The organism is Sulfitobacter sp. M22, from assembly GCF_021736025.1.
In the GTDB taxonomy this organism is placed as follows: domain Bacteria; phylum Pseudomonadota; class Alphaproteobacteria; order Rhodobacterales; family Rhodobacteraceae; genus Sulfitobacter; species Sulfitobacter litoralis.
Genome location: NZ_WMEC01000001.1, coordinates 746221 through 761987 on the forward strand (window position 1 = coordinate 746221; position 15767 = coordinate 761987).

At 56.8% G+C, this 15767-nt stretch carries 16 protein-coding genes, 1 tRNA gene and 1 pseudogene; 11 read left to right on the forward strand and 7 right to left on the reverse strand.

The window, feature by feature from the left end:
• Positions 1–272 precede the first annotated feature (272 nt).
• Positions 273–818, reverse strand: a complete 546-nt coding sequence (locus GLP52_RS03755) for a hypothetical protein (protein WP_237273416.1) — start codon at positions 816–818, stop codon at positions 273–275.
• 440 nt (positions 819–1258) lie between these two features.
• Here GLP52_RS03755 and GLP52_RS03760 point away from each other — a divergent pair, with 440 nt between their 5' ends.
• Positions 1259–2131, forward strand: coding sequence for a hypothetical protein (locus tag GLP52_RS03760; RefSeq protein WP_237273417.1), 873 nt, complete (start codon positions 1259–1261; stop codon positions 2129–2131).
• Between the two features lie 248 nt (positions 2132–2379).
• On the opposite strand, the gene GLP52_RS03765 is transcribed toward GLP52_RS03760, so the two are convergent.
• A tRNA-Ile gene (locus GLP52_RS03765) sits at positions 2380–2456 on the reverse strand.
• 136 nt (positions 2457–2592) lie between these two features.
• Between GLP52_RS03765 and purM the strand changes: the two genes are divergently transcribed.
• The 3 genes from purM to rnd all read left to right on the forward strand — a co-directional run bounded on the left by purM (position 2593) and on the right by rnd (position 5463).
• Complete coding sequence (gene purM, locus GLP52_RS03770) at positions 2593–3639, forward strand: phosphoribosylformylglycinamidine cyclo-ligase (protein ID WP_237271591.1); 1047 nt, start codon at positions 2593–2595, stop codon at positions 3637–3639.
• Complete coding sequence (gene purN / locus GLP52_RS03775) at positions 3636–4232, forward strand: phosphoribosylglycinamide formyltransferase (protein WP_237271592.1); 597 nt, start codon at positions 3636–3638, stop codon at positions 4230–4232. The genes purM and purN overlap by 4 nt, the downstream gene beginning before the upstream one ends.
• Positions 4233–4305: 73 nt before the next feature.
• Positions 4306–5463, forward strand: coding sequence for a ribonuclease D (gene rnd / locus GLP52_RS03780; protein WP_237271593.1), 1158 nt, complete (start codon positions 4306–4308; stop codon positions 5461–5463).
• Positions 5464–5498: 35 nt separating this feature from the next.
• Here rnd and GLP52_RS03785 read toward each other — a convergent pair whose 3' ends face one another.
• Positions 5499–6020 (reverse strand): hypothetical protein, encoded by a 522-nt coding sequence (locus GLP52_RS03785; RefSeq protein ID WP_237271594.1) that lies wholly within the window; start codon positions 6018–6020, stop codon positions 5499–5501.
• A gap of 120 nt (positions 6021–6140) precedes the next feature.
• On the opposite strand from GLP52_RS03785, the gene GLP52_RS03790 reads away from it, so the two are divergent.
• Positions 6141–6551, forward strand: a complete 411-nt coding sequence (locus tag GLP52_RS03790; protein ID WP_093732370.1) for a SufE family protein — start codon at positions 6141–6143, stop codon at positions 6549–6551.
• A 61-nt stretch (positions 6552–6612) separates the two neighbouring features.
• Here the strand turns inward: GLP52_RS03790 and GLP52_RS03795 are convergent, their stop codons facing one another.
• Both GLP52_RS03795 and GLP52_RS03800 read right to left on the reverse strand, forming a co-directional pair.
• Positions 6613–7251, reverse strand: a complete 639-nt coding sequence (locus tag GLP52_RS03795; protein ID WP_093732337.1) for a DUF1638 domain-containing protein — start codon at positions 7249–7251, stop codon at positions 6613–6615.
• 65 nt (positions 7252–7316) lie between these two features.
• Complete coding sequence (locus tag GLP52_RS03800) at positions 7317–8015, reverse strand: corrinoid protein (RefSeq protein WP_237271595.1); 699 nt, start codon at positions 8013–8015, stop codon at positions 7317–7319.
• A 203-nt stretch (positions 8016–8218) separates the two neighbouring features.
• Between GLP52_RS03800 and GLP52_RS03805 the strand changes: the two genes are divergently transcribed.
• Positions 8219–9304, forward strand: coding sequence for a PA0069 family radical SAM protein (locus GLP52_RS03805; protein WP_237271596.1), 1086 nt, complete (start codon positions 8219–8221; stop codon positions 9302–9304).
• On the opposite strand, the gene bmt is transcribed toward GLP52_RS03805, so the two are convergent.
• Positions 9301–10314: a betaine--homocysteine S-methyltransferase gene (gene bmt, locus GLP52_RS03810; protein WP_005853702.1), complete on the reverse strand. Its 1014-nt coding sequence runs from the start codon at positions 10312–10314 to the stop codon at positions 9301–9303. The genes GLP52_RS03805 and bmt overlap by 4 nt on opposite strands.
• A 223-nt stretch (positions 10315–10537) precedes the next feature.
• Between bmt and purC the strand changes: the two are divergent.
• From purC to GLP52_RS03835, 5 genes and pseudogenes are all read left to right on the forward strand, one after another.
• Positions 10538–11300, forward strand: a pseudogene (purC, locus tag GLP52_RS03815) (phosphoribosylaminoimidazolesuccinocarboxamide synthase).
• Positions 11301–11351: 51 nt separating this feature from the next.
• Complete coding sequence (purS, locus tag GLP52_RS03820; RefSeq protein WP_138923231.1) at positions 11352–11582, forward strand: phosphoribosylformylglycinamidine synthase subunit PurS; 231 nt, start codon at positions 11352–11354, stop codon at positions 11580–11582.
• Positions 11582–12250: a phosphoribosylformylglycinamidine synthase subunit PurQ gene (purQ, locus tag GLP52_RS03825; protein WP_237271597.1), complete on the forward strand. Its 669-nt coding sequence runs from the start codon at positions 11582–11584 to the stop codon at positions 12248–12250. The genes purS and purQ overlap by 1 nt, the downstream gene beginning before the upstream one ends.
• A gap of 36 nt (positions 12251–12286) precedes the next feature.
• Complete coding sequence (locus GLP52_RS03830; protein WP_093732331.1) at positions 12287–14047, forward strand: sensor histidine kinase; 1761 nt, start codon at positions 12287–12289, stop codon at positions 14045–14047.
• A 4-nt stretch (positions 14048–14051) separates the two neighbouring features.
• Positions 14052–15386, forward strand: coding sequence for a sigma-54-dependent transcriptional regulator (locus GLP52_RS03835; RefSeq protein WP_093732330.1), 1335 nt, complete (start codon positions 14052–14054; stop codon positions 15384–15386).
• Positions 15387–15406: 20 nt separating this feature from the next.
• On the opposite strand, the gene GLP52_RS03840 is transcribed toward GLP52_RS03835, so the two are convergent.
• Positions 15407–15691 carry a hypothetical protein gene (locus GLP52_RS03840; RefSeq protein ID WP_093732329.1) on the reverse strand — a complete coding sequence of 95 codons (285 nt, stop codon included), beginning with the start codon at positions 15689–15691 and terminating at the stop codon, positions 15407–15409.
• Positions 15692–15767 lie beyond the last annotated feature (76 nt).

Consider the following 15767-nt stretch of genomic DNA (forward strand, 5'->3'; position numbering starts at 1 on the left):
ATAACTGATTGAGCATGTCAAACCCGCCCAATGACCCACTGTTTCCGCCTGGTTGCACGCACATCGAGGTGAAGTGCTGGTCGTGCGGCCATGCGGTCGAGTTTACGCCTGATCAACTGCCTGACGACATCGAGCGGCACGATTTCGAAAACAGGGCAAAGTGCCGATGTGGGGTAGGGTGGCCTCATGTGTCACAGCTGCCGAAGGTCAGGCGGACTTGGTGACCCTACGACAGATCGGTTTTTCTGCGTCACAACGTTAATTGTTTTACACTAATTTTTAGAAACTTGCATTTCCGCATCTATTGCATCTATTGCATCTATTGCAGGATGAATAATCTCTGAAAGATAGATTGTCGGACCGATACCTCGATAGCCATTAACTTTTTCACCCATTGAATCAAAATAAGCTTTTTCTTCTTTTCGGTAGATCCAATCAGTTTCAATGGTTGTGCCGCCATCAACGCGGCTAAACCATGCATAGAATCCCTTACCTTTGTCAGGACGCACATCACTGCTTCTCAACACATCGTTCGCATGTTTCGCATTTACTTTAATTTTTCGTATACCGTGCTTTGTTGCATTTGATGCTTCTTTGATGACGCGAAACTCCCAAGCCGCAGTCGATAACTTTCGCTTAAAGTTATTCTCCAACGACTCGGCATCTTTCGCCTGTTCAACATTATCGAGGGCCACGTGTGTTGCGTATGAGTCTATCGCCCAAATGATGCAGTAACTGTTCGCAAGGGTCTGATGGCTCAGAAAGCTATCAAGAATTGGGTTCAGGACATCTCGCTTGAACTCGAGGGCCGTCAGCATATTCGTTATCCTCTTCGCGCGCAGATCAATAGCAAGATCTTGTAAAGATCAATCAGTTTCCAAACCGCAGTCTAACCAATTGATGTTGTTTGGCGAGCTATAGGAGCAGTTTCCAATCCAAGTGTATGAAATCGCAGGATAGGCGCGGAACAGCTGGGTTTACCATCCAGCACGCCCGTCCGGGCCGATCCAGCTTCCAGTTCCGCGCCGATCGCGTCGATCCAGTGCTCTGCACCTGACGCAACATGCCGTGGAAAAACAGGCCTGAGATTGGGTTACAAGTATCCCGAGCGAAAGCATCGGAAGGAGGGAGTCAGCCCAAAGCAGACGGCATACATCGATTGATTGGCTGCGATGCACCGAGAGGTTCACTTAGGCTTGTCTTGCGACACTACAATTGAGAACATGGGTTTAACGGATTTGGATAGGCGGCTAACAAGATGCACGATCACTGGCTGGTACTGTTGAATGCGCTGCCATCGATACCGGGAGAGTTTTTAGGGCGTGTTTTCGCGGTCCTTATTGGGGCTTTTGCTGGTGCGTATGCAGCAAACTGGTTTGCCTTTCGAAAGGCACGGATAGAAAGAAATACCGCAGAGCTTCTAGCCATCAATGCTGCAACATCAATGACATTTGGAATATTGAATGACGCATGCAGCTTCAAGGATCAGTATGGACGAAGAACAGTTGAGAACTTTCGGGCATCGAAGAAGCACTACCTAAGTGCATTGCAAAACCCTCCACCCGGTAAACAAATTGATGTCAACTTTGAGTTTTACCATCTTTCACATTTCAAAACACCAATCGAAAAACTCTATGATCTATGCATGAGTGAAATAAACATGACCGGTATTGGCCTACATGCTGTTTCAGTTCTTTCTCAGAGTTTGGAAAGCTTCCGTAGATCATTGGACGGCCGAAATCAGGCGGCTGAAAGGCTTGAAAAAACACAGATGCCACCGGACGAAAAGGCTTACACATACTTTGGCATCAATACCGGTTCGGGGGTGCATGACACGAGATTTTCCGACAGTATTGAAGGCTTTGAGCATTCTTTGGATAGCGTCATTTACTGTTGTTGTTTCCTGATCGGGCAACTAGCGCGCATTGGAGAACAAGTAGAAAAGCGGAATGGTAAGAACGGTCCCCGCTTGCGCAGGGCAGAAATCAAAGGCATCGAAGCGGACTCGGACCTTTTTCCGGAACGCTCGGGTTTTCCTGACTTCGAGAAGGCGCTCGAGAACCAGAATGAGTCGGAAGAAAAATCAAGAAGGTCTTGGTTTTCGTTCTTTGGAAAGAGCAAGGGCAAGTAAGATCGGATGGTTTGTGCGCCCCATGGCACAATTGCGGCGAGGGGCTTGGTCACTTTGCAAAGCCCGCTTCCTGCGCTTAGCCGACGCTCAGATCTTGGTTCAAACGACAGGGGAGGACCAAAAACTTGCGTAGGATGCGGAAAACTAGCGTGTGACAGTTGCTCTGCAAGCCATTGAAATCATATGCGACATATTTCCAATTTCGTGTGACACATGTTCGTTGAAAACATTGAATAAAAGCGGAGTTTTGGTAGGCCCGGCAGGACTTGAACCCGCAACCAAAGCGTTATGAGCGCTCTGCTCTAACCAATTGAGCTACAGGCCCGCCTGCGCGGTTTGGTAAGGGTGCGGGGGCGGCGCGTCAAGAGATAGAAACGCGTAGATGTGGCTTAGGTGCATTGCACGCCTGCGCAACCTGCTATAACCCGTTTTCGCAAAGGGAACAGGCAGCGGGATGTGTCATGACCAACTCCAAGAACTCGATCACCTACGCGGATGCGGGTGTTGATATTGATGCAGGCAATGCGCTGGTAGAGCGTATCAAGCCAGCGGCCAAGCGCACCAAGCGTCCGGGGGTGATGTCAGGCCTTGGCGGTTTTGGCGCGCTATTCGACCTCAAGGGGGCGGGCTACACCGACCCGATCCTCGTTGCTGCGACCGATGGTGTTGGCACCAAACTGCGGATCGCAATTGATACCGGAAATGTCGATGGCGTTGGCGTCGACCTGGTCGCTATGTGCGTCAACGATCTGGTGTGCCAAGGGGCGGAGCCGCTGTTTTTCCTAGATTATTTCGCAACCGGCAAGCTGGAGACAGAGCAGGCTGCGCGTATCATCGAAGGTATCGCAAAGGGCTGCGAAGGGTCGGGCTGTGCCTTGATCGGCGGCGAAACGGCCGAAATGCCGGGGATGTATTCCGAAGGTGACTTTGACCTCGCGGGGTTCTCTGTCGGGGCGATGGAGCGGGGCGCTGATCTGCCGCGCGATGTGGCGGCAGGCGATGTGCTGCTGGGTCTTGCCTCGGATGGGGTGCATTCCAACGGCTATTCGCTGGTGCGCAAACTGGTTGAAATGTCGGGCTTGGGCTGGGATGCCGATTGCCCTTGGGCGGACGGCACCTTGGGCGAGGTGCTGCTGACGCCAACGCGGCTTTATGTAAAACCGGCGTTGCAGGCTGTGCGGGCAGGCGGCGTCCATGCGCTGGCCCACATCACCGGCGGCGGTCTGACCGAAAACCTGCCACGGGTTCTGCCTGATAATCTTGGTGCTCGGATTGATCTTGATAGCTGGGAACTGCCCGGTGTTTTCAAATGGATGGCTGACGTTGGCAGCATGTCTCAAGCCGAAATGCTCAAGACATTCAATTGCGGTGTGGGCATGATCCTTGTGGTCAAGGCCGACGAAGCCGAAGCGCTGACGACGCTGCTGACCGACGCGGGCGAAACCGTGTGCCCGATGGGCGACGTCACGGATACCACGGGCGTTGCCTATACCGGCAGCCTGCTGTGACCAAACGGGTTGCGATCTTTCTGTCCGGTGGCGGGTCAAATATGCGGGCGCTGGTCGAAGACATGACCAGCGACCACCCCGCGCGGCCCTGTGTGGTGGTGGCGAATGTGGCAGATGCGGGCGGGATCGCTTGGGCCAAAGAACGGGGCATTCCGACCGAAGTTGTAGAACATAAACCCTTTGCAGGGGATCGCGCCGCTTTCGAAAACGAACTGACCGCGCGTTTGATGCCCCATGCGCCAGATATCATCTGCCTTGCGGGTTTCATGCGCAAGCTGACTGGCGGCTTTACCGATGCTTGGGCCGGTCGGATGATCAATATCCATCCCTCGCTTTTGCCACGGTATAAAGGGCTGCACACCCACGCCCGCGCGCTCGAGGCAGGCGATACCCAGCACGGCTGCACAGTGCACGAGGTCACGGCAGCGCTGGATGACGGGCCGATTTTGGGCCAAGCCACCATTCCGGTTATGGCCGGCGACACGCCAGATGATCTGGCGGCGCGGGTTCTGGTGCAAGAACATCGACTTTATCCTGCGGTCCTGCGGCGCTTTGCCAGCGGTAATCGCGATCTTTTAATGCTGGAAGGCTAGGCACGCGGCCTATTGCGCTGAAACCATGCGCTTTTCCATTGCCTGAACGGCTTCCTCTGTCCAAAGTAGCGTTATGAAAACAATCACCACCACCGCTGAACTTGACGCCTACTGCACAGAGGCCGCTAAGTATGATTACGTGACCGTCGATACCGAGTTTCTGCGCGAACGGACCTATTATTCAAAACTTTGCCTGATCCAGCTGGCGATGCCCGGCACGGATGAGTCCAACGCCGTGCTGGTGGACCCGTTGAGCGAAGGCCTGTCACTTGAGCCTTTGTACACGCTGTTCCGCGACACATCGGTGGTCAAGGTTTTCCACGCAGCGCGGCAAGACCTCGAGATTTTCTTTGTTGATGCTGGTGTCTTTCCCAAGCCCTTGTTCGACACGCAGGTCGCAGCCATGGTCTGCGGTTTTGGCGAGCAGGTCGGATACGAGACGCTGGTTCGCAAGATTGCACATCAACCTCTTGATAAGACATCACGCTTTACCGATTGGTCGCGGCGTCCGCTGAGCGACGCGCAGTTGAAATACGCCGTTGCTGACGTCACGCACCTACGCCAGATCTATGAGTTTCTCGCCCGCAAGATTGAACAGACGGGCCGTGGCCGCTGGGTTGAGGAAGAGCTTGAGATTCTGACCAGCCCCGACACCTACGTCACGCCCCCGCGCGAAGCTTGGCGACGGGTCAAGACACGGACCAATTCGCCAAAGTTTCTGGCGCTGGTGCGCGAGCTTGCAGCCTTCCGCGAAGAGTATGCCCAAACCCGCAACATCCCGCGCAGCCGCGTCTATAAGGATGACGCGATGGTTGAGCTGGCCAGTAACAAGCCGAAAAACCACGAAGAATTAGGCCGTGCCCGGTTATTGTTACGCGATGCGCGCAAGGGCGAGATTGCGGATGGAATCCTCAAGGCGGTAGAGGCCGGTGTGAACTGTGCGCCTGCGGATATGCCGCAACCGGATCGCAGCCGTGATAAATTGCAGGTCAATCCGGCCCTATCTGATCTGCTTCGGGTCTTGCTCAAGGCGAAATCCGAAAGCGCGGGCGTCGCGGCCAAACTGATCGCACCTGCTTCGGATCTTGACGGGATTGCCGCCGGTTTGCGCGATGTGGATGCTCTAAAAGGGTGGCGGCGTGAAGTGTTCGGGGAAGATGCACTGCGTTTGTGCAAAGGTGAGATCGCGTTGACCGCCGTAGGGTCCGATCTGAAAGTGGTTGAGCTTTAAGGCTCAACCTTTTGATATCGTTAGTTAGTTAGGGGTTATCTACGCGATGTCATCGCGTTGCGCAGGCCCTCTACGCGGATGGACGACACACCGGCCAACTTCTGATTTGTCAGTTTGCGCGCCGCTGTAACCTCTCGCGTGGGCTCGGTGCCGATGGCAGTCGCTTCGCTTGGCTCGATGCCCTCAAGGCGATAGGTCAAGACGCCATCAACCGGCAGCTCATCTTCGTTGGCCGGCGTCAGTTGCACTTCGTAGATACCCTGGCGATCCGCACGCCCGGTGGCCCGCACGACGGCACCTCCGGGGACCTCTTCGATCGTGAGATCAATGATCTGTTCGAACGGGCGACCGGTATAGATGACCTCTTTGGACTTAGAGGACGAGAACAACCCTGTTCGCTGCGGAATCAACGGATTATCAGAGGCTTCCTGTCGGGTGATCGGTTCTGACCGGGCACTGCCGAACCAGTTGAACGGGTTCGCACGGCTGTCGCGCACAGTCGCACAGCCTGTCAAAACAAGGGTCGATACCAAGAGGGCTGAAAAGGTCTTGCGCATGGGGTCCGCCGTAGAAATTTCGGTACTATTTGACTAACCCATCCCGGACCTGTTGGGAAGGGGGTGGACCTTTGGCATCGTGCAACCTACCTGTTTGGCAAGCGAAAAGGGGGGCGCACCGTGGCGACAGAGGCATTTGAAGAACTGGTCGAGGATTTCGAATTTCTGGACGATTGGGAAGACCGCTATCGTCACGTGATTGATCTGGGCAAGTCGATGGACCCGTTGGTCGAAGCATTGCGCGTTCCCGCGACCAAGGTGGACGGCTGTGCCAGCCAAGTATGGTTGCACACGCAGTTCGAAAATGGGGCGCTGCATTTTGACGGTGCCAGCGATGCGATGATCGTGTCGGGGTTAATCGCCGTGCTTCAAAAGCTATATAACGGGGTGCCCGCGTCCGAGGTCGGGGCCATTGATGCCCGCGCCGAGATGGGGCGTTTGGGGCTCAACGAACATCTGTCGGCGCAACGGTCCAACGGCCTGACGGCAATGATCGAACGGATTCGCGGCGAGGCAGCGCAGCAGGTTTAAACGCTGGCGTTGCGGGGGCGGCGACAGATGTACCAGTCGAGTTTATTTGGCAAAATGAAGATCAGAGGGTCCGGAGCGTCGTTTCCAGATCACCGTAACCGGTAAAGCGCCGCTCGAACGCGAGGCCGAGCGTTTCAGCACAGGTTTGCGCCTTGGCTGTCAGCGCGGGGTCATCGGTTTGGGCTTGATACACCAGCTTTTTGTAGTTGCCGAAATACATATCGCGCAGTTCCGGGTGGCGGTCGAGCCCCATGGGTTTCATAATAAAAGCATCGAACTGGCGGACCAAAAAATCTGTGAGGTAGAAGGCTGTAAACTCGTCTTCCGAAATTGCAGCGAAGCGATCGTTGCCTTCGAAAAAACTGTAGCAATGAGGACCTGCTACCATCTGAACGCCCAGTTTTTCACACTCTGCCGCGAGCAGCCCGCCGGTCCCGCAATCGGCGTAGACCACAAAGATGTCGTCGTAGGCATCGCGATGTTTGATTACAGCCGCGCGGACTTCTTGCGTTATTTTCTCGGGGTAGAGATGCAGCTTGGCGGGCAGGCAAGTCAGGTCGAGATGGGACCAGCCGTTGGCCTCTTTCAGGTCGAGAATTTCACGTGCAAGGGCACCGCAGGCGATCAATAGAATACGGCCCGTTTGCGGTGCAAGCGGCAAGCCGGTTTCCGTTAGATCGCAGTCCGAAGGCGGTTTCATTTGGGGCTCCTGAACGGCAAAGCCCCTTCCGATCGGGAGGGGCCTTTATCTGTTACATCAAGGGCTTACGCTTTGGCGTTATTGTGCTTGCGTCCGACCCATTCCTTGGCCGTTTCCACAGCAACAGCTGCATCGCGGCAATAGGCATCCGCACCAATGGCTTTGCCGAATTCTTCGTTCAGGGGGGCGCCGCCGACCAGTACGATATAGTCATCTCGGATGCCTTGTTCGATCATCGTGTCGATCACGACTTTCATATAGGGCATCGTCGTGGTCAGCAGGGCGGACATGCCAAGGATATCCGGCCCTTCGGTTTCCATCGCTTCGAGGTAGGCTTCGACCGAGTTGTTGATGCCAAGATCGACAACCTCAAAGCCCGCACCTTCCATCATCATCGACACGAGGTTCTTGCCGATGTCGTGGATGTCGCCTTTGACCGTGCCAATCACCATCTTGCCCACACGCGGCGCGCCGGTTTCGGCCAGCAGCGGCTTGAGGATCGCCATGCCGCCTTTCATCGCGTTTGCAGCAAGCAACACTTCGGGGACAAAGAGGATGCCGTCCCGGAAATCTGCGCCAACGATGGTCATGCCGCCGACCAATGCTTTGGTCAGGACATCGTAGGGAATCCATCCGCGTGCAATCAGGATATTAACGCCTTCTTCGATCTCTTCGCGCAGACCGTCGTAGAGATCGTCAAACATCTGCTGAACAAGTTCTTCGTCGTCCAGATAGGCAAGGATAATTTCGTCTTCATCCGACATAGTCGTTCCTCATCGGTTAACTCACCCGCGCGGGCTTGTGCCTTTTTGTCACACAAGCGCCGAAAGCTTCGTGCTTATTGCGACAAACTCGGCACCGCGTGCGACGCTTTTGGTTGATCAGAAATTACGCCCGATCGTCCTGTAAAACAATGGGTTGGGGCAATATACTTGACCATGTTCCTAATTTGTTCCAAAAGATTTAAATGGATCAGGCGCACCTCAAATACAGACTGCCCGGACGCGGCACAGCAAGCAACCAATTGGGCCGGTTCGAGCCGCTGAAAGTGGAAGCCGTGGCCGACGGATGGGACGGTGATGGCGATCCGTTACCTGTTTTGCGTACGCAGGTCAGCGTCGAAGTGCCGCGCAGTGTGATCAGCTATAACCAGTCGCCAGACCTGCCGTTTGACCGATCGATCAACCCCTATCGCGGGTGTGAACATGGGTGCGTCTATTGTTTCGCGCGGCCAAGCCATGCGTATCTGGGGCTGTCGCCAGGGCTGGATTTCGAAACACGCCTGATTGCGCGTCCAGACGCGCCCGAGGTTCTAAAGCGCGAACTGGCAGCTAAGAAATATCAAGTGGCACCGATTGCGATAGGAACGAATACAGACCCGTATCAGCCAATCGAGCAGGATCACCGGATTATGCGGTCGTTATTGGAGGTTCTGTCGGAGTCCAATCATCCCGTCGCCGTTGTAACCAAGGGCAGTCTGATCGAGCGGGACATTGATATTCTATCGGATATGGCCGCGCGCGGGCTGTGCCGTGTCGGGGTGTCGGTAACAACTCTGGATGCTCGGTTATCGCGATTGATGGAGCCTCGGGTACCCGCGCCAAAGCGACGATTGCAGATGATCAAACGTCTTGCGGCAGCGGGAATTCCCGTGCGTGTGATGGCGTCACCTATGGTGCCTGCGTTGACCGACCCTGAGCTTGAAGCGATTTTGCAAGCCGGGCGTGATGCCGGTGCCGTTGCTGCCAGCTGGATCATGTTGCGGCTGCCACGAGAGGTATCGCCTTTGATGCAGGACTGGCTGGCGACGCATTACCCCGATCGCGCGGGCCGGATCATGGCGCGCCTGCGCGAGATGCACGGAGGGAAGGAGTACGACGCGAATTGGCACCGACGAATGCGCGGGGAAGGCCCCTATGCCGAGATGATCGCGCAGCGGTTCGTTTTGGCCGTTAAACGTTTAGGGCTGGATACGCTGCTGCCGCCAATGCGGTGCGATCTGTTTCGCCCGCCCAAACGGGCGAGCGCGCAGTTGGATCTGTTCAGGGATTAACCCCGGCGGCGGCCACGGCGCGGCGCGCGGGTGGGGCCTTCGCCATCTGTACCATCGCTGGCCGAGGAAAACGGACCAAGCGCTTCGACGATCTGTTCCAGCGTGGGAGCGTCGCCCTTGGGACGGCTGTCGAGTGCGGCGCGCATATGCACCAGATGTTCTGGCATGGTGCCACAGCAACCGCCAATGATCGACGCGCCGCAATTGCGGGCCATTTCGGCGTAATCGGCCATCAGTTCGGGCGTGCCGTCATAGTGGATGTGGCCTTCGACGTATTTGGGGATGCCGGCGTTGCCCTTGGACACGATTGGCGTTGGCATGCCTTTGGACGCGAAACCAAGCACGGTGCGCAGCACGTCCGACGCGCCGGTGCCGCAGTTCGCCCCATAGGCCAGCGGGCCGTAGTCGAGGTCATGCACCATGTCGACCATCGCTTCGGATGTCATGCCCATCATCGTGCGGCCTGCGGTGTCAAAGCTCATCGTGCCGACCCAATCAAGGCCCGCAAGCTTGAACCCTTCGGCGGCGGCGCGGTATTCTTCGGGGGCGCTAATTGTTTCAAGCCAGCCCACATCGGCACCACCGGCTTTCAGCCCGTCCGCAGTTTCGTGAAACATCTCGACCGCCAGCGCGTGAGTAAGCGGGCCAACCGGCTCCATGATTTCGCCGGTGGGGCCGACGGACCCTGCGACGATCACCTTGCGACCTGCCTTGTCTGCGACTTCACGCGCCAGCTCGGCAGAGACGCGGCTCAGCTCATGGGCGCGTTTTTCGGCGTTGTGCAGTTTCAGACGGGAGGCATTCGCGCCAAAAGAGTTGGTCAGGAAGATATCGCTGCCCGACTGAACCGCACCTTGATAGAGCTTGATGATGTTCTGCGGCTGTTCCGTGTTCCACATCTCTGGCGCGTCACCGGACATCAGGCCCATGTTGAACAGGTTCGTGCCAGTGGCACCATCAGCCAGCAGCGTGCCTTTTTCAGCCAGAAGGTCGGTAAGGGGATTGGACATGAAAAGCTCCGCTAAAGGGGTGATTTTGCCGTTTCTCACAACAACTGGCATGAAGCAACTTCATTATTCTCATGATGGTCATGAGGCCGCGCCATAGTTTCTACGTACATGGCTGCCATGAGGGCAGGGCGCGTGCTTGCGCGGCAGGGGCGCTTGGACTATGTGACAGGCTAGAAAAGGCCGATGGGTATTCCAACCGGTCCGTTGTCTGGAAGGGATGTGCATGGCCCGTCGCACGAAAATCTATGAAGGTACGGCAAAGATCCTCTATGAGGGGCCGGAACCGGGGACGATTGTCCAGCACTTCAAAGCACGACACAACCGCCTTTAATGCCGAGAAAAAGGCCGTGATCGAAGGCAAGGGCGTGCTGAACAACCGTCTTTCCGAGTTTTTTATGACGGGCTTGAACAACATCGGCGTGCCGACGCATTTCATCAAGCGTCTGAACATGCGCGAACAGTTGATCCGTCAGGCAGAGATCATCCCGCTTGAGATCGTGGTGCGCAACTATGCAGCTGGTGATCTGTCCACGCGGTTGGGGATCGACGAAGGCATGCAATTGCCGCGCCCGATCGTGGAATATCACTATAAGAACAACGACCTTGGCGATCCGCTGGTCACCGAGGAACATATCGCGGCCTTTGGCTGGGCCGGCCAACAGGACATGGAAGACATCCTGAGCCTGTCACTGCGGGTCAATGATTTCATGTCCGGCGTGATGATGGCGGTGGGGATCCGGCTTGTGGACTTCAAGATTGAGGTCGGGCGCATCTACGAGGGCGATTTCCAGCGTTTAATTGTCGCCGACGAGATCAGCCCAGACAGCTGCCGTCTGTGGGATATCGAAACCGGGCAGAAGCTGGATAAGGATGTATTCCGCCGTGATCTGGGGTCGCTGACGGATGCCTACACCGAAGTCGCCCGACGTTTGGGGGTCATGCCCAAGACGTCGACACCGATGATGAAACCGACGTTAATCAACTAGGCTGATGTCGGAGATGAGTTTATTTTGCAAAATGAAGCAGGGGGACGCGCCATGAAAGCACGGGTGCATGTGATGTTGAAGAACGGTGTTCTGGATCCGCAAGGCGAGGCTGTGCGCCACGCATTGGGGGCGATGGGCTTTGATGGTGTGAACGGTGTGCGTCAGGGCAAGGTGATCGAGCTGGACCTGAACGACGGTACGACGCAGGCGGATGTCGAAGTGATGTGTGAAAAGCTGCTCGCGAATACGGTGATCGAATCCTACACAGTGGAGATGGGCTGATGCACGCAGCGGTCATCGTTTTTCCGGGTTCTAACTGTGACCGCGATCTGGCGGTGGCTTTCGAGGCGGTCGGTGCCAAAGTGTCGATGGTCTGGCATAAAGATACCAGCCTGCCCGACGGGGTCGATATTGTCGGCGTTCCCGGTGGGTTCTCTTACGGGGATTATCTGCGCTGCGGCGCGATTGCGGCGAACTCTCCGATTTGTCGCGAAGTGGCGGCCCATGCGGAGCGTGGCGGCTATGTCATGGGCATCTGCAACGGCTTTCAGGTGCTGACCGAAACGGGTTTGCTGCCCGGTGCCTTGCTGCGCAACGCAGGCCTGAAATACATTTGCCGCACAGTTCCATTGCGCGTGGCGACGGCGGACAGTGACTATACCTCGGGGTATGATGCCGGCGCGATGATCGATATCCCTATTGCGCACCATGACGGTAACTACTTTGCAGATGGCGATACGATCGCCAAGCTGCATGGCGAGGATCGCGTGGCCTTTACCTATGGCGACAACCCCAACGGGTCACAGTCGGACATTGCAGGTATCCTGTCGTCCAACCGTCGTGTGCTGGGGATGATGCCCCACCCTGAACGCGCTGCGGATGCGGGGCATGGTGGCACGGACGGGGCGGCGCTCTTCCGCGCATTGGCAGGGTCTGTGGTCACAGCGTGACTTGAGTGCCACGGTGAGGACGCGTAGATTGCCGGCATGTTCCGGTCTGCGTCCTCTCGTGAAGCCACTTTATCTGTCAGCTGGCGCGTCCGGCTGGCGGTTGCTTTGCTATTGGTCTTTGCAGTTGTCACGATTTCGATCACCAACAAGCTGCTGACGGACCGTTTTACCGAAAGCACGCGCAATCGCGCCGAACTTCGGATCGCCCTCTACAGCGGTAACCTGCTGGCAGAGTTGCGCCAGAACGCCATTGTACCGCAGTTGTTGTCACGCGACCCCGCCTTGATAGAGGCGCTGACCCGATCTGATTATTCCCTATCGACCCAGCGGTTGATCTCTTTCGTAGAGGAAATCGGGGCTGCCTCCTTGATGCTCTACGACATCGACGGGCGCACGGTCGCCGCGACCGACCGCAACCGGCTGGGGGCGTCGCACCGCCAAGAAGCGTATTTCGTGGATGCGTTACGCTCTAATTCTACCGTCTTCAGCGTGATCCCCCGCGATACCGGTGGCTATCGTTTTTTCTATTCACGCCGCATCCACGAAGCGGGGACGAACCTTGGTGTAATCGCGGCCGAAGTCGATTTGCAGCGGTTCGAGCGGGCGTGGGCGGGTATTTCGGACGCGGTGATCGTGACCGACAGCACCGGCGATATCATCATGGCGACCGAACCGCGCTGGCGCGGCTTGACCGAAAGCGAAGCGTTGTCGAACCAGACCCCGCAAAGCGCGATTGAACGGGCCATCAAGGCCACCGCCGACTGGACCGCGCTGCCTGCCGATGCGTATCTGCAAGGCGAGGCGGTGATGCGTCTATCGTCGCGGATACCGTTCCGGGGTTGGCGGATCACCAGCTATACCACCTATGCCTCTGTGCGCGAAAAGGTGAACGGGGTGCTCGCGCTTGAGGTGATGGGCTTTGCGATCCTGCTGGCGTTGACGTTTTATGCCCTCAGCCGTCGGACGGCGGGGCGCGCAGCATTGTTCCAGCGTGAATCCGCAGAACTGCGCGCATTGAACGCGGCGCTGCAACGCGAGGTGGCGGAACGCAAACGAGTGCAACAAACACTGGCCGTGGCCGAGCAAACGCTGGAACAATCAAGCAAGCTTGCTGCCTTGGGCGAAATGTCGGCTGCTGTCAGCCACGAATTGAACCAGCCTCTGGCGGCAATGAAAACCTATTTGGCGGGGGCACGGTTATTGATGCAGCGCAACCGGCTTGAGGAAGCGCTGGCCTCTTTCGGGCGTATTGACGATCTGATCGAACGTATGGGGGCCATCACACGGCAGCTCAAAAGCTATGCGCGCAAGGGTCAGCAGCAGTTTTCCCCCTTTGATATGGAGGAAGCCCTTGGCTCTGCCTTGTCAATGATGGAGCCGCAGCTACGTCAACGTCAGGTGCAGATCAATCGTATCCTCCCGTCAGACCCGGTGCAGGTGATGGGCGACCGCATGCGGATCGAACAAGTATTGGTCAATCTCTTGCGCAACGCATTGGATGCCACCAAATCGGAACGAAACCCGACGGTAGAGATTATACTATCAGCGGGAGAAACGGCGACGCTTACCGTGCGCGACAATGGCCCCGGGATCGAAGATCTCGATAGCCTGTTCGAGCCGTTTTACACGACCAAACAGCCCGGCGATGGTGTCGGGCTGGGGCTTGCGATCTCGTCGGGTATTGTATCCGATCTGGGGGGCAGGCTGACAGCCCGCAACGGCCAACATGGCGGTGCGGTTTTTGAAATGCAGCTGCCCATCATGGACAGCACAGAGAAGACACAGGCGGCAGAGTAAACCAATGGCTCAGGTAATGAAAATCGCGATCGTTGATGATGAACAAGACATGCGTCAGTCGATCAGCCAGTGGCTGGCACTGTCAGGCTATGACACAGAGACCTTCGGCAGCGCCGAGGATGCACTGAAAACACTGGGGCCGGATTACCCCGGTATCGTGATTTCCGACATCAAGATGCCCGGTATGGGCGGGATGCAGTTTCTGAAAAAACTGATGGGCACCGATAGCGCCTTGCCCGTAATTATGATCACTGGCCACGGCGATGTGCCGATGGCCGTAGAAGCCATGCGCGTCGGCGCGTTTGATTTTCTGGAAAAACCGTTCAATCCCGACCGGATGAGCGAGCTGGCCAAGAAGGCGACCAACGCACGCCGGCTGGTGATGGACAACCGTGCCCTGCGCCGCGAGCTGTCGGATGGCAGTCAGCTGATGAAAAAGCTCATCGGCGGCTCGCCCGTGATGGAACGCCTGCGCGAGGATATTCTGGATCTGGGGCAGGCCGATGGTCACGTGTTGATCGACGGTGAGACCGGTACAGGCAAGACACTGGTGGCGCACGCTTTGCATGCTGTCGGCTCACGCGCTGGTAAAAAATTCGTCTTGGTCAGCTGCGGCGCGCTGGAAGAAGACGCACTGAGCAAACGTTTGTTCGGGCCGATGATGCCTGAAGATGCCCAGCTTCCCGCGATTGAAGAAGCACGCGGTGGGACTTTGGTGCTAGAGGGGATCGAGGCGCTGAGCGAGACGCTGCAGGCGCGGTTACTAAGTGCCATCAACGATCAGGGCACGCCTGCGGAAACCCGGATCGTTGCGATTTCAAACCTGCAAGAGGCCGGACGCACGTCCGAAGATGCGCTGCGCTCTGATCTGTTCTACCGACTGGCTGCTTTGCGCATCACCGTGCCGCCACTGCGCCAACGGGGCGAGGATATCCTGACGCTCTTCACCCGTCTGTCCGAAGAATTCGCGGATGAATATGGCTGCGAGACGCCGCAGGTTTCCGCGCAAGAGGCCGCGCAACTGTTGCAAGCGCCTTGGCCCGGGAACGTGCGCCAGTTGATTAATGTGGCCGAACGCGCTGTGTTGCAGTCGCGTCGCGGGTCCGGTTCTATTGCATCGTTGTTGATGTCCGACCACGAAGAGATGCAGCCGGTGATGACCACGGACGGCAAGCCGCTGAAAGAATATGTCGAAGCGTTCGAGCGTATGTTGATCGACAACACCATGCGCCGGCACAAAGGGTCCATTGCGAGCGTTATGGAAGAGCTCTGTCTGCCACGCCGGACCCTGAACGAAAAGATGGCAAAGTACGGCCTGCAACGCTCGGATTATCTCTGAGCGCTGCAAACGGGGCGAGGTCAGCCAAGTCGCGTTTCGATCAACTCACGTGCTGCACCGGTTTCATCGGTGTAGCAGGTCCAGGACGGGCTGCCGGGCAGGTCAATGATATGCTGGCCAGTTTCGACGATCGGGATGGTCGTGTTGATTGTTGCGCCTGAAATCCCCGTGTGCGTTTCTACTGCGCGGATGCAGCTGCGTTTCGAGGGGCCCTGAGGATCACTGCTGCCTGTGGCGCTCATGTCTTCGCAGGCGGCCAGCGCTAAAAACGGGAGGCAAAGCACTGTGCGCAGGGAAATATGCATTCGTATCATCCTTATGTGTCTCATTTTTGTGCAAACGTCAGGCAGCACGCAGCGCGGCGTAATCCCGCTGACCGAG

Excerpts from the sequence above, each read along its gene's own strand:
- GLP52_RS03760 (WP_237273417.1), top strand. The coding sequence starts at position 1,259 with ATGCACGATCACTGGCTGGTACTGTTGAATGCGCTGCCATCGATACCG.
- rnd (WP_237271593.1), top strand. The coding sequence starts at position 4,306 with ATGAAAACAATCACCACCACCGCTGAACTTGACGCCTACTGCACAGAG.
- bmt (WP_005853702.1), bottom strand. The coding sequence starts at position 10,314 with ATGTCCAATCCCCTTACCGACCTTCTGGCTGAAAAAGGCACGCTGCTG.
- GLP52_RS03800 (WP_237271595.1), bottom strand. The coding sequence starts at position 8,015 with ATGTCGGATGAAGACGAAATTATCCTTGCCTATCTGGACGACGAAGAA.
- GLP52_RS03795 (WP_093732337.1), bottom strand. The coding sequence starts at position 7,251 with ATGAAACCGCCTTCGGACTGCGATCTAACGGAAACCGGCTTGCCGCTT.
- GLP52_RS03835 (WP_093732330.1), top strand. The coding sequence starts at position 14,052 with ATGGCTCAGGTAATGAAAATCGCGATCGTTGATGATGAACAAGACATG.
- purS (WP_138923231.1), top strand. The coding sequence starts at position 11,352 with ATGAAAGCACGGGTGCATGTGATGTTGAAGAACGGTGTTCTGGATCCG.
- purQ (WP_237271597.1), top strand. The coding sequence starts at position 11,582 with ATGCACGCAGCGGTCATCGTTTTTCCGGGTTCTAACTGTGACCGCGAT.
- GLP52_RS03785 (WP_237271594.1), bottom strand. The coding sequence starts at position 6,020 with ATGCGCAAGACCTTTTCAGCCCTCTTGGTATCGACCCTTGTTTTGACA.
- GLP52_RS03805 (WP_237271596.1), top strand. The coding sequence starts at position 8,219 with ATGGATCAGGCGCACCTCAAATACAGACTGCCCGGACGCGGCACAGCA.
- GLP52_RS03755 (WP_237273416.1), bottom strand. The coding sequence starts at position 818 with ATGCTGACGGCCCTCGAGTTCAAGCGAGATGTCCTGAACCCAATTCTT.
- purM (WP_237271591.1), top strand. The coding sequence starts at position 2,593 with ATGACCAACTCCAAGAACTCGATCACCTACGCGGATGCGGGTGTTGAT.
- GLP52_RS03830 (WP_093732331.1), top strand. The coding sequence starts at position 12,287 with ATGTTCCGGTCTGCGTCCTCTCGTGAAGCCACTTTATCTGTCAGCTGG.
- GLP52_RS03840 (WP_093732329.1), bottom strand. The coding sequence starts at position 15,691 with ATGCATATTTCCCTGCGCACAGTGCTTTGCCTCCCGTTTTTAGCGCTG.